The sequence below is a fragment of the Bacillus sp. FJAT-27231 genome (assembly GCF_001183975.1).
In the GTDB taxonomy this organism is placed as follows: Bacteria; Bacillota; Bacilli; order Bacillales; family Domibacillaceae; genus Pseudobacillus; species Pseudobacillus wudalianchiensis.
The window spans coordinates 875,673-891,957 of the sequence record NZ_LFZU01000001.1; the positions used below are offsets into that span (position 1 = coordinate 875,673).

The window sequence follows — 16,285 nt, forward strand, 5'->3', positions numbered from 1 at the left end:
ATACATAGCAATGAAACGCATTTGGCTTACTGTTTTTCTAACAATGGTTTCTATTTTCTTGATTGCGGGCTGCTCTAACAGCGAAGACGCAAAAACAAAAGATGGAAAACAAATTATTAAAGTAGCATTAAGTGATGAAGTGAATCCGCCGTTTTTATATACGGATGATCAAAATAATCCAATCGGCTATGATATGGACTATTTAGCAGAGGTTGAGAAAAAGCTTCCGGAATATAAATTTGAATACACATTCGGCGAGGAAGAATCTAATTTAGTCGGTGTTGACACAGGAAAATTTGATTTCGCCATTAACTGGTTTTTCAAAAACCCAGAAAGAGAGCAGAAATTTTTGTATCCACAGAATGAGTATGGCTACTCTCTTACAACACTCATTACAAAGAAAGATAGAAATGACATTAAGACATTAGATGACATGGTTGGCAAAAAACTGGCTCCGATGTCTCCAAGCGGGGGCTTGCGTTCCATCTTAAATGGTTACAATAAAAGCCATCCAGATCGCCAAATTACAATCGAAAGTATCGACCATCCTTCAAACGCGGATAACTTAAAGCGTGTGGCAGCTGGAAAAGCTGATGCTGTGTTTTTGAACAAAACAACGTTCGATGCTGTGCAGAAAGATCTTAATTTAGACTTAAAAGTCGCAGGCGTCATCTCAAAAGAGCCAATTTATGTCGTGTTTGATTCAGAACATAAAGAGCTGGCTGAGAAAATGGATAAAGTGACAACAGAATTGATCGAAGAGGGTACCCTTCCGAAGCTGGCTGAAAAATGGTTTGGTATCGATATTTTCCAAGATCTTGAGTACATTAACGAAAAAGGATTCGATTATAAGAAATAATGATGGCTGGGTTGGGTGATCTGCACTTAACCTAGCAAATTTTGACTTTAGGTTTTATTTTAATTGATCTGTTTAGGTGGAGAGAAGGATGAGTACAAGCTTGCAAGAGTGGATCGATTTGTTTACTAAAGTATTGGATAAGCTTCCTTTAACTTTATTTATGATGGGGGCTTCCTTGTTTTTTGCTTTAATTTTAGGTGTTTTAATCGCTATTATTCGGGTACAAAAGCAGCCGATTCTCTATCAAGCGGCTACTTTTTATTTGTCATTTACCCGGTGTACACCGCTTTTAGTTCAGTTATTTCTTGTTTATTTTGGGCTTCCGCAATTATTATTAGTCTTTAACATTGATATCAATAGCTGGGATCGCCTCATCTTCGTAATTATCGCCTTTTCCCTTCACACTGCCGCCTATTTATCAGAAGTCATTCGCTCTGCTTATCTAGCTGTTGGCGAGGCGCAATTAGAGGCAGCCTACAGTGTTGGCATGAGTTATCCACAGGCATTAAGAAGAATCATCTTGCCTCAAGCATTTGTCATCGCCTTGCCAAATCTAGGCAACAACATTATTGAATTGTTAAAAGATACATCCCTCGCTTTTACGATTGGCGTTATCGATATTATGGGGCAGGTACGGATCATTTTGGGGAATAATCACGGAATGGGCATGTTTGAGGTGTATATTGTAATTTCCCTCGTTTATTGGGGAGCTTGTATGGTGATTGAAGCGGTGGTCAGCTACGCCGAAAAAGTGTTTAAAAAAGGACACGTTGGTTTATCCAAGTGATAATTTTGCTAAGGAAAGTGATGATTTGTGGCTATTATCGACTTAAAATTTGCGTTAGAACAAGTGCCCGCAGTCTTAAAAGGGGTGCCATGGACATTAACAATAGCCATTATTGCCATGATAGTTGGTCTGCTGTTCGGTTTGCTGATTGCTTTGGTCAGGATCTATAAAGTCCCTTTGCTGAATCAGCTGTCGATCCTCTACATCTCCTTTATCCGGGGAACCCCGTTAATTGTCCAGTTGTATGTTTTTTTCTATGGTGTTCCAGTATTGTTTGATTACTTAAATCCCCGCTTTGGCTGGGAGTTAAATGCAGATAATATTTCCCCGCTTATTTATGCGTTGATTGCTTACTCAATCAATACGGCAGCTTATCAAGCAGAAATTTTCCGGGGAGCGATTAACGCGACAAGCGCCGGACAAATGGAAGCGGCTTATTCAGTAGGAATGACGACAGCACAAGGATTATACAGAATCATTCTGCCGCAGGCTTTTCTCATTGCTTTGCCGAATTTAGGAAATTTATTTATCAATTTAATTAAGGCGACGTCTTTGGCTTTTGCAGTGAAAGTAATGGAGATTCTAGCCATTTCGAGAATTATTGCGAACGACGGCTATCGTTTCTTAGAAATGTATCTTGTGGCTTCTATTATCTATTGGGCTATTTGTTTAGCATGTGAAATTATCTTTGCCAAACTAGAGGGAAAAATGAGCAGATTTGAAGGCAGAGCAGATTTAAAAGCTTCCGCTTCATAGACTCATCTAAATGAGACAGCAACTGACAGGCTTTTTCAAGAAGCCCATCGGTTGCTGTTCTTTTGTTTATGCCTGACAAAAAGGGGTAGTTTTAAAAAAGCATAGGCAAAAGACAGAATATTCGTTCGGACATTTGTTTTCTCATAATAGACCTGTTCTTTAGCCATGTCAGTAAAAAAGAGGGGGGTTTTTGCTGTGTCAAAGCAGGTAAATATTACGCTTAATGGCCAGAACATGAGCATACCAGGAGAAATCACTGTTATGCAGGCGCTCAAGGAACAATCGATTGATATACCGGCTGTTTGTTATCATCCTTCACTGGGGCCGATTGAAACGTGTGATACGTGCATCGTACAAGTAAATGGAGAATTTGTGCGGTCGTGCTCGACTTTTATCCATAACGGGGATGTCATTAATACCGCTTCCGAAGATGTAAAAAAGGCACAAGACATTGCGATGGACCGTATCTTATATAACCATGAATTATATTGCACAGTATGTGATTATAATAATGGCCGCTGCGAAGTACATAACACCGTAAAGCAAATGAAAATTGAGCATCAGAGCGAGCCATTTACACCAAAGCCGTATGAAGAAGATAATTCACATCCTTTTTACCGGTATGATCCAGATCAGTGTATCTTATGTGGGCGATGTGTAGAAGCATGCCAAGATGTCCAGGTAACAGAAACATTATCTATTGACTGGAGTCTCAAACGTCCACGTGTCATTTGGGATCACGGTGTCAGCATCAATGAGTCATCCTGTGTATCATGTGGACACTGTTCCACTGTGTGTCCTTGTAACGCCATGATGGAAAAAGGAATGGTGGGAGAGGCGGGCTATTTAACAGGTCTCTCAAAGGATACGCTGCGGCCAATGATTGAGCTGACAAAAAATGTAGAAACAAGCTATAGCTGGATTATGCCTGTCTCGGACATGGAATCTGCCATGAGAGAAGCGCGTGTAAAGAAAACAAAAACCGTTTGTACGTATTGCGGAGTCGGCTGCAGTTTTGATGTCTGGACGAAAGGCCGTAAAATATTAAAAGTAGAACCACAAGTAGAAGCGCCGGCTAATGGCATTTCCACATGTGTAAAAGGCAAATTCGGCTGGGATTTTGTGAACAGTAAAGAACGCCTTACGAAGCCGCTTATTCGGGAAGGGGATACGTTCCGTGAAGCCGATTGGGAGGAAGCGCTTAATTTAATTAAGAAAAAGTTTACTGAAGCGAAAGAAACATACGGACCGGATTCTCTTGCTTTTATCACCTCATCAAAATGTACAAATGAAGAGTCTTATTTAATGCAGAAGCTCGGGCGCGGGGTTATTGGCACAAATAACATTGATAACTGCTCACGTTACTGCCAAACGCCAGCAACGATGGGACTTTTCCGCACAGTTGGCTACGGCGGGGACTCAGGGTCCATTAAGGATATCGAGAGAGCCGGTCTTGTTCTCATCGTTGGATCAAACACGTCTGAATCGCATCCAGTGCTCGCAACGAGAGTCAAACGGTCTCATAAGTTAAAAGGCCAAAAATTAATCGTAGCCGACTTGCGTGAGCACGAAATGGCTGAGCGTTCGGATTTATTCATTCAGCCAAAAGCCGGGACGGACCTCGTTTGGCTTTCAGCTGTTACGAAATATATCATTGATAAGGGCTGGACAGACAAAGAGTTTATTAGAAAACGTGTTAATGGCTTTAAAGAGTATGTGGAAAGTCTCAAACCGTACACGATGGAATATGCCGAAAAGATCACCGGTGTGCCGAAAAGACAGATTATTGAAATTGCGAAAGCCGTTCATGAAGCTTCTTCTACCTGTATCTTGTGGGCAATGGGGGTCACTCAGCATCTTGGCGGAAGTGATACGAGTACAGCCATCTCAAATTTATTGCTTATAACGGGCAACTACGGAAAGCCAGGAGCAGGGAGCTATCCTTTGCGCGGCCATAATAACGTGCAAGGAGCGAGTGACTTCGGCAGCATGCCGGATAGATTCCCAGGCTATGAAAAGGTAGAGGACGATGACGTTCGTGCCAAATATGAAAAAGGCTGGGGCGTAAAGCTGTCGGCAAAGCCAGGCTTGAACAATCATGAAATGGTAGAAGGAATTCATAACGGAAACGTAAAGGTCATGTATATAAAAGGTGAGGAAATGGCGATGGTGGATTCTAATATTAACCACGTTCATGAAGCGTTTGAGAAGTTAGATTTCTTCGTTGTTCAAGATATTTTCCTCTCTAAGACAGCGCAATTTGCAGATGTAGTACTCCCAGCGGCCCCTTCTTTTGAAAAAGAAGGCACCTTTACGAATACAGAACGCCGCATTCAGCGGTTGTACCAAATCTTCGAGCCGCTTGGTGAATCAAAGCCAGATTGGCAGATTATTATGGAAATCGCGAATCACCTCGGCGCCGGTTGGGAGTACGAGCACCCAAGCGAAATTATGGCAGAAGCCGCAAGCTTGATGCCGCTTTATGCGGGAGTAACATATGAACGGTTGGAAGGATACAATACACTGCAATGGCCAGTAGCTCCTGATGGAACAGATACGCCGCTTCTTTTTGAAGAAGAGTTCCCATTCCCGGATGGAAAGGCGAGATTGTTCCCTGTGCAATGGACGAAGCCAATGGAATATGAAGAAGAATATGATATTCAAGTGAATAATGGCCGTCTCCTTGAGCATTTCCATGAAGGAAACCTAACGTATAAATCAAAAGGGATTACGTCCAAAACACCAAGCGTCTTTTTGGAAGTATCACCAGAGCTGGCTAAAGAACGAGGACTTGAGGATGGAACAGTCGTCCGCCTCACATCACCATATGGAAGCGTGAAGGTCCCTTGTCATATCACCGACCGGGTGAAAGGAAAAGAGGTATACCTTCCAATGAATGACTCAGGAGAAGGAGCCATTAACTACTTAACGAGCAGCCGTGCCGATAAGAATACAGACACGCCAGCATATAAAGAAGTGAAAGCGAAAATGGAGATCATACAACAAACAGGTGAAGATCCACTTCCGCGTATTAATCACAGACGAGGCAATCCGAACCCGCAGATTGGTGTACAAGTAGAGAAGAAGTGGGCACGTCCCGATTATATATTCCCTGGTGATCTTGTAAAGAAAGGGGCGTTAAAGCGTGGCTAAGGCAATTACTCAAGTTCGGCGAATGGAACTAAGTGAAGAAGAGCGGCGGCAGCGGGATTTACAAGAAATCGAAGCGATGTTGATCGAACATAAAGAATCCCTTCAAGCCCTTATGAATGTGTTGGACAAAGTGTATAAAAGCGGCGGCTTGGATTTAGCGGTTGGCCTATTCGATCAAGGCGATCGAGTGCTCGATGTGCTTGTCAAAGCAGTAGACAACCCTGGAGCCGCGAAAACATTGAAAAATGGCCTGCTTTTAGTAGGGACACTCGGCCAGTTGGACGTTGAAAAACTTGGACCTGTCATCGAAAGAATGAATAGCGGCCTTGATCAGGTAGCGCAATGGAGTGAGGGGGAACGCTCTCTCGCTCAGATTCTTGGAAAGACAAATTGGAAAGAAACGCTGCTATTCTTGCTCTCTTTTTTAAAAGGAGTTGCGGGAACAGAGAAAAAGCAGCAAAAAAAAGGCAAAACAGGCTGGATTGCGACTGCTGGTCTGTCTATAGCGGGATTTATGTTTATGAAGAAAAAAGGATGGCTGGATTAAAGGAAGGCAAACCGGTGCTTCGCTTGTCGAAGCTGCCGGTTTGCTTTTTTAATCTAGTGAACGCTTAACGAATCGCAATCTTTGATTCAACATAAATGATAACCTATACTTTATCTGTAGTGAGTAGACTGGAATTTTGTGGAGAATAAATCAAAAAAGCGGATGAGGTGAGTATATTGGGACGTCTTGAAAACAAAGTAGCGATCGTAACTGGCAGTGCAGCCGGTATCGGAAAGGAAATTGCTTTTGCTTATGCGAAAGAGGGAGCGAAAGTGGTGATTGCTGATTTTAACGAGGAAGCACTGCAGCAAACGGTAAAAGAATTAAAGGAATTAGGAAAAGAAGCGATCGGTGTAAAGGTGAACGTAGCGAATGAAGAAGATATTTCTACAATGGTAGAGGACACTGTAAAGGCATTCGGTAAGATCGATATTTTAGTGAATAATGCTGGTGTCGGTGACAATATGCAGGCAGCAGCTAACGTAAAAGACGAAACATGGGAGCGCGTCATGAACATTAACGTAACCGGTGTAATGCGTGCCCTTCGAAAAGTGATTCCGGTGTTTATCGAAAACGGAGGCGGAACGATCGTCAATATGGCCTCTATCGCCGGCTTAACTGGCGGCCGCGGTGGATTAGCTTATACAGCTGCTAAGCATGCAGTAGTAGGGATGACCAAAAATATTGCTTCTCAATATGGCCCGCAAAATATCCGCTGTAATGCCATTGCCCCGGCGCATGTTCAAACGAACTTTGCCGCAAGCATGACGAATGTTGATGAGTTTGGCATGAAAATCGCCACACGTGGTGTGAATTTAATGCCGAAAGCCGGAACAACACAAGATATTGCTAATATTGCTTTATTCTTGGCTTCTGATGAATCAGCCTATATTAATGGAGTAGCCATTGCAGCAGATGCTGGCTGGAGTGCTTATTAAAAGGATGCTTTGTTAAAGGTGAAGGGTGTTTTTTCAATAATTGATTAAAGCGAAAGGCGGAGACTCCAGCGAGAAAAGCGAGTCCTGGGAAGATTCCGCAGAAGCGTATGCGACGAGGAGGATTACGGACCGCCCGCAGAAAGAGTCCGCTTGCAGCGAAAATCAATAACCAAGTATAACAGATCATTAAAAGAAACACTGGCATCTAACTATCGAAAGAAAGTACAATAAATTAGTGGGGAGGTGATGGTATGGCGATTGAGAGCAGATTGCCAAAGTTTGCAGCGTCTCATGCAAAGCCTGGGGTTAGAAAGGCGATACTTTGCATGGGGTGATTCGTTAAAATCATCGCCTAAGTGAGTTGCCCTATCCTTTGGCTTTGCACCTTATTTGATATTCAAAAAAATAAGGAGCTGGCAAAAGTGAAATATGTAAAAGCAACCGCTGTTTTACCAGAAACATTAATTATTGAGATTCAAAAATATGTGCAAGGAGAGACGATTTACATTCCGAAACCGAAAGAGACGCATCAAAAGTGGGGTTCATGTTCTGGAGGAAGAAAAAGTATCGATGATCGCAACGCTGCGATTCGAGAAGCTTTTCGAAACGGTGAGCCGATTCAACAGTTGGCCGATATGTATTATCTCTCAACCGAAACGGTTAAAAAAATCGTCTATTCCAAATAGCCTATTAACTGACAGCGCTGATGACCTTTTCAAGAGGATCAGCGCTTTTTTATGGCGTATTTGTTTCCTAATCATTCTTTGCCTTTCAAGAAACAGCTTAATCGGGTAACGTAAGAGGAAGAACGAACAGGAGTGAGAAACATGGAAGCTTTTATAAGGAATGACCAATACAATTTAATTAAAAGACAGGCTAAAAACCTGGTTAATGGGCATGCGGCGGCTCAACACGAAGGGGTATTGAGGGCATTAAAGGCAATGGCAGAAGAAAATGTAACTGAAGTATTTATTGAATTAAATGAAGAACAGCGGCAATTACTCAGCCCGATCACGACAGTTGAGAACAAAGAACAGGCAGAAAAATTCTTATCCAGCCTAAAGCCCTATGTGATTCCTTTTAAGAAAATAACAGAACAGAGCCTTAAAAAATTGTTCCCAAAAGCCAAAAAACTAAAAGTACCTGACTTAGAAAGCATCGATTTAAAGGAGACTTCCTACCTTGGATGGCACGATAAAGGCTCCAATAAAAAATATTTAGTAACGTATTTCGATGAGAACCTTATAGGAGTACAAGGAACCTTTACTAGTGCCAACCAAAAAGGGATTTGCGCCCTATGCAATGGCTATGAGGAAATCGGGATGTTCATTGCAGAAGTAAAAGGAAAAAGAACAGAGAAAGGAACTTTCACAAAGAGAGGGAACTACATTTGCCAGGACAGTGAAAAATGCAATCAAAATTTAACGTCACTGGATAAGCTGCAGGACTTTGTCGAGCGGCTGAATAAATGAAGACATGCTAAATGCTAGCATGTCTTTTTATGTTTTTGAACGGGCGAACTCTTTCGGGACATTATCTTGTAAACTGCACAATGCGAGTAAAAGAAAATTATGTTATCGCGCATTTTTTATGCAATTTTTCATAAGAAATTTCATTCTTGAATAACCGATCCTTATTTATTAAATTCACAGGGCCGTTTATAGCAAGTAAAAGACCCTGCAAATCCTATATAAAACAATAATTAACAAATTAGTGTCTTTTTTGTGAAAATGGCACAAAAATTGCAAATATTTTAAAATCGGTGTCAATATTTCTATTTTATATATGTAGAAATATGAGTTTATATGTAACCAACTTAGAGTGAAAGGGAGGATGTCTATGGAGCATTTAGGCACTTATGTTATTTATGTTATTATGGCTTTTGTTATGATAGGCGCCATTGCTGCTGTCCGTAATGAGGAAGAAGGTATGGGGAAGGAGTTTATCCAAGGGATTCATACGATTGGTCCGATCTTTATTCCGATTGCCGCCACATTAGCGTCAATTCCGTACTTATCTAAATTCATTGAATTTGCCTTTGGCCCGCTTTTTTCAGCGATTGGGGCTGATCCGGCGATGGCAGCCACGACGCTTATTTCAAGTGACATGGGGAGCTATCAGCTTGCTGATGTGTTAGCCGGTGATCGTGAAAATTGGATTATCGCTACAGTGAATGGCATTATTATGGGGCCTCATATTATCTTTACTATTCCGGTAGCGCTGGCTATGCTGCAAAAACGCGATCATAAATATTTGGCGCTTGGTATGATGTCGGGTGTTCTCACTGTGCCGATTAGTGTGTTCATCACGACAAGTATTCTAGCATTGACAGAGACAAAAATACGGGACACGATTAGTACGACAGCTGAGCCAACTTATCAGTTGTCTATGTCGATTGGCACTATTTTAATTAACTTGATTCCTTTAACAGCAGTTGGGGTTTTTATTGCTGTCGGCTTACGAATGTTTCCTAATCTCATGATCAAAGGGTTCATGGCAATCGGCTGGTTTATGAGCACAGCGATGAAGCTCGTTCTAGCTTGCACAATCGTCGAGTATTTCACGGGTGTATTTACGGCCATATTCGGTCATTGGGGATTCGATCCGATTATCGCCGATGCGAAGGACCAATTTAGAGGGCTTGAAATTGCTGGATATATTGGAATTATGCTAGCAGGTGCTTTCCCAATGGTCTATGCGATTCAAAAGTATTTGGCGAAGCCGTTACAATTTTTTGGTAAGCTGCTCGGTTTAAGCAGTATCGGCAGCGCTGGAGTCATTGCAGCAACAGCTAACCCGCTGGCCCTTTTTAAAATCATTAAAGACATGCCTGCGAAGGACAAAGTATTAACCATTGCCTATGCTATTTCTGGCGGATGGATGATCGGTGACCAATTGGCTTTCCCGGCAAACTTCCAGCCGACGATCATTATCCCCGTAATGGCTGGTAAATTCCTTGGTGCTGTTCTAGCCATCCTTCTTTGCTATTGGATTTCGATCCCAAAAGCATTGGAGCTTGAGCGGATTGAGAATTTAGAGAATAGAGCAAAGAGAAATGAGAAGGCAACCGATCCTAATGAAAATCCTCTCGGTGCCACCAGCTAATATTTTAATGGAGATGCAGCTTTAGCATGCATCTCCATTATTTTTTGAACGTATAGACTTTCCTAAAAATAGAAAGAACCTATCATAACTTTACTGCCCAACGGGAATAGGAAATATATGAGCTAGGTTGTCATCGGGAGAGCTAGCTGAATATAATAAGTGTAAACAATGTTTTCGTTTGTGCTGCTCATCATGTCGCGGGAATTAGACGGGAAAACAAACTCGCGGAAGGCGGGATATGGGGGCATTCACTTGTATAAAGCAGGCGTTTGGGTAGAAATTAAAAATAGAAATGCAGTCGGGTTTGTATTGGAAGCAAGCTACCATGGCGCTGTTGTTTTTGTTATTCGAAACGGCAAGCCGGTTGGAGAACACAGATACAGTTATCATCAGTTAGTGCTGATGAATGATGATTTAACAGCAGAGGAGCTTTTTGATCTAGCGAGATTAACAGTTGATTTAAATCAAAAAGACTGGTTTATGGAAGTAACAGAACGAATGAAAGAGAAATCTGGAGGATAGTATGAAATCATTTATTATTTTTCTATTTAACAAAATAGAAGAGGGAATTGCTAAAAAAAAGGTTCAGCCACGTTGTCATAGGCTGAATCTTTTCTTTTTGAAGCTTATTTAAAAGGTTTTAATTCTTTAAAAATTAATAGAACACCGGTGCTGTATACAATAGAGATGGCGAGAGGGACTAGAATAAAAGCCTGGTTTATCCAAAAGGCCCCTAAAATGAGCGAGGAAAGACAAGTGCCCAACGTGACAACTAAGTAAGCTTTACTTTTGTAAATCCACATATAAGGTAAAAAGTGAGAGCCTCCTAATAAACCGATCGTAAAAGGAAGATACTCGGGGATATGCATATAGACGATAATGAAGACAGGAATGTAAAAAGCCTGGGGGGCTGCTATAATGCCGCCTAGTATGCCTAAAGGATGATCACGTGTTAATAAATTGACTTTTACTAGCTTGCCTATAAGAATTCCGAGTGGAAAGATCACACTCAGCCCCCACACCCATACTAAGTAAATGGTATCCATAGGAAGAAAAAACGGCAGAAAAGCAAACAGCAAAAAGACGATAGCCCCTGCCAGTAAAATCGGAAAACCCTTCTTAGTTGTTAGAATGATATCTCTTTGCAGTTGCTCTAATGTATGATCCATAGTCAATATAGATTTATTTACTCTGTTTTCCATTAATACCCCTCCTGACTAAAGTATATATAGCCTAAATTATAACATTCCTCCTAAAAAAGCAGAATATATAAAATAGTTACAATTGCTTAAATTGGCAAAAATATGTATGATGGAAGTAAGTCTATTTATCTAAAAATCAATATTGGCAAACCCGGTGAAAGCCGGGGACGCAAAGCCACGGGTCTAAAGCATGAACAGTGCTATGACGGCTGGGCTGCCGAACTTTTTTTAGAAGAGCTCTTTTGGCCGTCCGCGTAAAACGATTTGTCTTTACGTTGATGGGAAGGGCTCTTTTACTTTTTTCTGCAGAAGGTTAAGGGGAGGGAGAAATCTTGCTGTCAAAGCTGCTTAGAAACTTAAACATCGGTAAAAAATATGCCCTGGCGTTAGGAGTGGTGATGCTTCTTTTCTGCTTGTCTGCCACAATTGTTTACGTAAAGCTGGCGGATGTGAAAGAGGATATTGCCAATCTAGAACGAAAAGGAGATCTGGCGATTAAAACGACGGAAATGGCCTCCTTATTTAGAGGGAAAGACATTCGGATTGCGGATTACATGAATAGTGAGGATGACCGGTTTATTAAAGAATTTGAGGAAAGAAAGGAAAGTTTCAATATTCTTAAGGAAGAACTAGAAGCTGCCATTAAAACGGAAGAAGCAGCAGAGCTTTTTGCACGTATTAGTGCGAATGATGAAGAGGTAAACAAACTTTTTCATGAAAAAATCATTCCCGCTGTTCAAAGTAAAGATAGCTTAGGAGCATTGCTTGCTAGACAGAGGACTCAGGCTTTAAGAAGCGAGGCAGTCGAAAAATTGGCTGAGCTCGAGGGTTCGATTAATAAGCAGCGGCAGTCAGCGGCTAAAGAGGCGGAACGCAGTTTAAATGAATCCGTTACGGTGTTAATTTTCTCTATCGTCTTATCTGCCCTCATTGGTTCTGCTATTGTGTTTATGATTAATCGCATTGTACGGCATCATTTAAATAAAGTAATCGCAATGGCAGGAGATATTTCATCGGGAAATCTGAATGTGGAAAAAAGCAATTATAAAGGGGAAGATGAGATTGCTTTGCTCAGTACGGCAATGAACAAAATGCTGGACAGTTTAAGGGGAATGATTGAGCAAATTACCGCTACATCTGAAACCGTAACGAGTCAAAGTGAAGAGCTGACACAGTCAGCTAGTGAAGTGAGAGAAGGGAGTCAGCAGGCAGCAGCTACTATGCAGCAGCTATCCGCTGGGGCGGAATCCCAAGCGCACGATACGAACGAGCTTTCAGAAGCGATGGCCAATTATATTGGGAAGATTCAAGAGGCTAATAGTAATGGAGAACATATTCATACAGCATCAAATGCTATTTTAAGCTTAACAAACGAAGGAAGCCAGTTAATGGGCTCTTCTATTAATCAAATGAATACAATTGATCAGATTGTACAAACAGCAGTTGAAAGAGTAAGAGGTCTTGACCACCAATCCAAAGCTATTTCCACGTTAGTAGCCGTGATTCATGAGATTGCCGAAAAGACTAACTTATTAGCATTAAATGCAGCGATTGAAGCAGCAAGGGCAGGAGAGCATGGAAAAGGATTTGGGGTTGTGGCGAATGAAGTACGCAAATTGGCCGAGCAAGTGTCTATTTCTGTAAAAGACATAACGGAGATTGTTACACGCATTCAAGAAGAATCAGCTGAAGTCGTTATTTCTTTAGAAACAGGATACACGGAAGTAGATAAAGGCATGGGACAAATAAGGACAACTGGAGACATGTTTGACAGGATTAATGGTTCTGTGTCTGAAATGGCTGAGAGAATTCAAATGGTTTCGGAGAATTTAAATGAAATAGTCATCGGAAGCGAACAAATGAATCGGTCTATTGAAAATATTGCTTCGGTTTCGGAAGAATCAGCTGCGGGAATTGAAGAAACGTCTGCTTCCATTCAGCAAACGAGCAGTTCGATGGAGGAGATTGCAGAAAATGCCCTTCAGCTTTCTACATTGGCCGAGGATCTTAGCGGCTTAGTCCGCAAATTTACTCTTTAAAATTATAATAGGCTCTCTATAAAGAAAAATTCTTTCCTAGAGGGCCTATAAATGAACGAACGAATTAAGTCGTTAGATTTTGCCGTGTTCGAACAAATTGACGGGCAGCAAATAAAACAACCAGTGTGAAGACAAATGCAGCAAAGATAAATTCAATCCGATTTCCTAGACTATAAAATATAGCGCCGATCATGGGGCCAGCTGCCATACCGAGGTAGCGGAAGAAGTTATATGTTCCGATTGCGGTTGCCCGATTGTGCAGAAAAGCCAGACTAAGCAGTGTCGTTTGGACAGGAAGCGAAAGCCCGAGGCAAAGACCGAATAATGAAATGCTGACAATGAGCATCGTTAATGAAACGGGTGACATGATAACAAACAAAAGGGTAGCGATCACATTTAAGGAAGAGCTAAAAATAAGAAACCTTTTTGAATTGAAATGTTCTTGCAGCCGGCTGCCCGCAAAACTCCCTATTACAACTCCAAATGACATAGGGAGAAAAATAATTCCTTTCTCGCTAGCTGATAAGTGATAGAATTCAGATAGCAGGTGAGGCATGAAGACTAAAAAGTTATAAAAGGTAAAGTATTGAACAAACCCTAGCAAAATGACGGATGAACCAACTGGATGTTTAAGAATCAAATAAAAATCGCCAATGGAAATCCGGGAACTTCCGCTGTCTGCTGTTTTTGTTTCGGGCAAAAACTTATAAGTTAATAGCCACATGATCACTCCTGTTGCTGCAAGCACCCAAAAGACACCATGAAATCCTGAAATTTCTCCAACAATTCCCCCAATTACAGGGCCAACAACTGGTCCGAGAGAAACCATCATTTGAAAGGTTCCCATCGATCTGCCGAGCTGTTTTCCGGTAAATAAATCACCAATAACAGTAGTGGCTACAACTGAACCAACAGCAATTCCGGCCGCTTGAAGAGCGCGAAAGAAAATAAGAACCGGGATAGAAGGGGAAAGAGCTGCTCCAATGGAAGCTCCTATGTAAATTAAAATTCCAGGAAGCATAATTTTTCGTCTGCCTAATCGATCTGCAAGGGGGCCGTAGACAATTTGCATAAGGGCAAGCACGAGCGTAAAGATGGAAATGGTCAAGTTGATAACGAACTCAGAAGTTTGAAACTGCCGCTGTACCTCCGGGATGAGCGGTGCATAAATAGTCTGAGTAAAGGGACCGAAAAAAGCAGCAAAGGCAACGACGTATACAATCCATTTTTTGTTCAACATGTATGCCGCCTTTCTAAAGAGTTTTTATTTTTTCGATAATTACTCAGGTAATTATAAAGATGTCTATTTGGCTTGTCCATATTATTGGCTTTGCGCAGCTTATGTAACTTAATGAAGCCTCCTCATTAATAAAATCAATATAGACGGTTCCTTCCCGGGAAATATTGAGGGACAGATCCAAACAAAAAAGGTGAAATTTCGATAAAGTGATGCATCGAAATTTCACCATAATCATTAAGATTGAAGGGAGAGCACAGTTTCGAGCAGTACATTAACTCCTTTTTCACAATCTTCCCATGTAGTTAATTCGTCTTCGGAGTGGCTTTTTCCCTTAATGCTTGGCACGAAAATCATGGCGGTAGGGATATAACTAGCAATGAATTGTGCATCATGACCAGCGCCGCTTACCATTCGTTTAAATGGATAACCCAGTGACTGTACAGATTGCTCAAGTGCATTACAAATGTTTTCATTAAACCAAACGGTATCCCGTCCCCACAGTTTTTCGGATTTAATCGTGCAGCCCTGTTCCGATGGGAGCTTCACCAGCGATTGAATGATTTCTTCTACTTGTTTTATAACAGCAGGATCTTTATGTCTTGCTTCTAATGAAAAGACCACTTTATTAGGGATCACTGTATGGATGTTAGGGAATACATTCATCCTTCCCATCGTGAAGACAAGATCAGAATGAAGCGCGCCCAGCTGTTGGCGTACTTTCGTTATGAGATCATTGGCAGCAAAGAGAGCATCTCTTCTCATATCCATAGGAGTCGTTCCTGCATGATCTGATTCTCCTGTTACTTCAATTTCATAGCATACCATCCCAACTACGCATTCCACTACTCCAATGGTTAAAGCTTCTTTTTCAAGAATAGGTCCTTGTTCAATATGCAACTCCAAAAAAGCTGTCGCTTCTTTTAAACGGGAGGCAGCATCGCCTGCATACCCAATTGAATGTAAGGCGTCTTCAAACGTAACTCCGTTCACATCTGTTTTTTTCAGCATGGCCGCCTTCTCAAATTTTCCGGACAGAACACCGGAGGACATCATAGACGGTTCAAAGCGGGCTCCTTCTTCGTTCGTGAAGTTAACGATCGTAAGCGGAATGTGTGGTTTGATTTGGTTGTCTACTAATGTTCGAACCACCTCCAGGCCAGCCGCAACGCCTAAAATTCCATCGAACCGTCCGCCTTTTTTTACTGTGTCCATGTGAGAACCGACTACGATTGGCGGTTTGTTCTCAATACCAGCCAAAGTGGCATACATATTCCCCATATCATCAATTTGAACGGTCATCCCCAATTCTTCGCAGCAGGAACGAAAGTAATCTCTTGCTAAGCGGTCTTCTTCAGATAAAGCTAGCCGAGTAACACCGTTATGGTCTGTGCGGCCAAAATCAGCAAAACGTTCAAGTGTGTCTTTTAATCTCTCTCCGTTAATTGCCAGCTTTTGTTTATACAAATTGTCTATACCTCCTTATGTAGTTAAAGTAAAAATGTTATCAATAACTAGATAATGCGTTGATTGATTGAATAATTCTATAAAATATTAATTTCTCCTCTTTTATAAAATAATTTTTTTGCTGGAAAGTGAATATATAACTTTGTAGACATTTAGATGAGCTTCGAAATGAGGGGATAGGGTGAGAAAGAAGAG

14 protein-coding genes, 1 pseudogene and 1 riboswitch are annotated in these 16,285 nt (G+C 41.5%); of the genes and pseudogenes, 12 read left to right on the top strand and 3 right to left on the bottom strand.

Annotated features, from left to right (window positions below; all coding sequences use genetic code 11):
* Positions 1 to 10 precede the first annotated feature (10 nt).
* From AC623_RS04200 to AC623_RS04245, 10 genes are all read left to right on the top strand, one after another.
* On the top strand, positions 11 to 859 hold the full coding sequence (locus tag AC623_RS04200) for a transporter substrate-binding domain-containing protein (RefSeq protein WP_049660847.1): 849 nt from the start codon (positions 11 to 13) through the stop codon (positions 857 to 859).
* Positions 860 to 947: 88 nt separating this feature from the next.
* A complete protein-coding gene (locus tag AC623_RS04205) occupies positions 948 to 1,646 on the top strand; it encodes an amino acid ABC transporter permease (protein ID WP_049660849.1) in 699 nt (232 codons plus the stop codon).
* A gap of 27 nt (positions 1,647 to 1,673) precedes the next feature.
* Positions 1,674 to 2,402, top strand: coding sequence for an amino acid ABC transporter permease (locus AC623_RS04210; RefSeq protein WP_049660850.1), 729 nt, complete (start codon positions 1,674 to 1,676; stop codon positions 2,400 to 2,402).
* A gap of 165 nt (positions 2,403 to 2,567) precedes the next feature.
* Positions 2,568 to 5,555 (top strand): formate dehydrogenase subunit alpha, encoded by a 2,988-nt coding sequence (gene fdhF, locus AC623_RS04215; RefSeq protein WP_442853524.1) that lies wholly within the window; start codon positions 2,568 to 2,570, stop codon positions 5,553 to 5,555.
* Entirely contained in the window at positions 5,548 to 6,102 is a 555-nt protein-coding gene (locus AC623_RS04220) for a DUF1641 domain-containing protein (protein ID WP_049660853.1), read from the top strand. Before fdhF ends, AC623_RS04220 begins: the two co-directional genes overlap by 8 nt.
* 176 nt (positions 6,103 to 6,278) lie before the next feature.
* Positions 6,279 to 7,040: a glucose 1-dehydrogenase gene (locus tag AC623_RS04225; RefSeq protein ID WP_049660855.1), complete on the top strand. Its 762-nt coding sequence runs from the start codon at positions 6,279 to 6,281 to the stop codon at positions 7,038 to 7,040.
* 422 nt (positions 7,041 to 7,462) lie between these two features.
* The gene (locus tag AC623_RS04230) at positions 7,463 to 7,726 is read left to right on the top strand and encodes a CD3324 family protein (RefSeq protein ID WP_049660857.1); all 264 of its coding nucleotides are present in this window, start codon (positions 7,463 to 7,465) and stop codon (positions 7,724 to 7,726) included.
* A gap of 141 nt (positions 7,727 to 7,867) precedes the next feature.
* Positions 7,868 to 8,512 (top strand): FusB/FusC family EF-G-binding protein, encoded by a 645-nt coding sequence (locus AC623_RS04235; protein WP_049660858.1) that lies wholly within the window; start codon positions 7,868 to 7,870, stop codon positions 8,510 to 8,512.
* Positions 8,513 to 8,879: 367 nt separating this feature from the next.
* Positions 8,880 to 10,145 (top strand): ethanolamine utilization protein EutH, encoded by a 1,266-nt coding sequence (gene eutH / locus AC623_RS04240; RefSeq protein ID WP_049660860.1) that lies wholly within the window; start codon positions 8,880 to 8,882, stop codon positions 10,143 to 10,145.
* A 168-nt stretch (positions 10,146 to 10,313) separates the two neighbouring features.
* On the top strand, positions 10,314 to 10,667 hold the full coding sequence (locus tag AC623_RS04245) for a hypothetical protein (RefSeq protein ID WP_049660862.1): 354 nt from the start codon (positions 10,314 to 10,316) through the stop codon (positions 10,665 to 10,667).
* A gap of 104 nt (positions 10,668 to 10,771) precedes the next feature.
* Here the strand turns inward: AC623_RS04245 and AC623_RS04250 are convergent, their stop codons facing one another.
* Complete coding sequence (locus AC623_RS04250; RefSeq protein WP_231603361.1) at positions 10,772 to 11,347, bottom strand: DUF7010 family protein; 576 nt, start codon at positions 11,345 to 11,347, stop codon at positions 10,772 to 10,774.
* A gap of 134 nt (positions 11,348 to 11,481) precedes the next feature.
* Positions 11,482 to 11,569: riboswitch (cyclic di-GMP riboswitch) on the top strand.
* A gap of 728 nt (positions 11,570 to 12,297) precedes the next feature.
* On the opposite strand from AC623_RS04250, the pseudogene AC623_RS22225 reads away from it, so the two are divergent.
* Together AC623_RS22225 and AC623_RS22230 are read left to right on the top strand one after the other, a co-directional pair.
* Positions 12,298 to 12,444 (top strand): annotated as a pseudogene (locus AC623_RS22225) (HAMP domain-containing protein); the annotation flags it as partial.
* Positions 12,445 to 12,567: 123 nt separating this feature from the next.
* Positions 12,568 to 13,386 (top strand): methyl-accepting chemotaxis protein, encoded by an 819-nt coding sequence (locus AC623_RS22230; protein ID WP_442853556.1) that lies wholly within the window; start codon positions 12,568 to 12,570, stop codon positions 13,384 to 13,386.
* A 64-nt stretch (positions 13,387 to 13,450) separates the two neighbouring features.
* Here the strand turns inward: AC623_RS22230 and AC623_RS04260 are convergent, their stop codons facing one another.
* Positions 13,451 to 14,626, bottom strand: a complete 1,176-nt coding sequence (locus AC623_RS04260) for an MFS transporter (protein WP_231603363.1) — start codon at positions 14,624 to 14,626, stop codon at positions 13,451 to 13,453.
* 234 nt (positions 14,627 to 14,860) lie between these two features.
* Entirely contained in the window at positions 14,861 to 16,090 is a 1,230-nt protein-coding gene (locus tag AC623_RS04265; protein WP_049660866.1) for a Zn-dependent hydrolase, read from the bottom strand.
* Between the last annotated feature and the right edge of the window lie 195 nt (positions 16,091 to 16,285).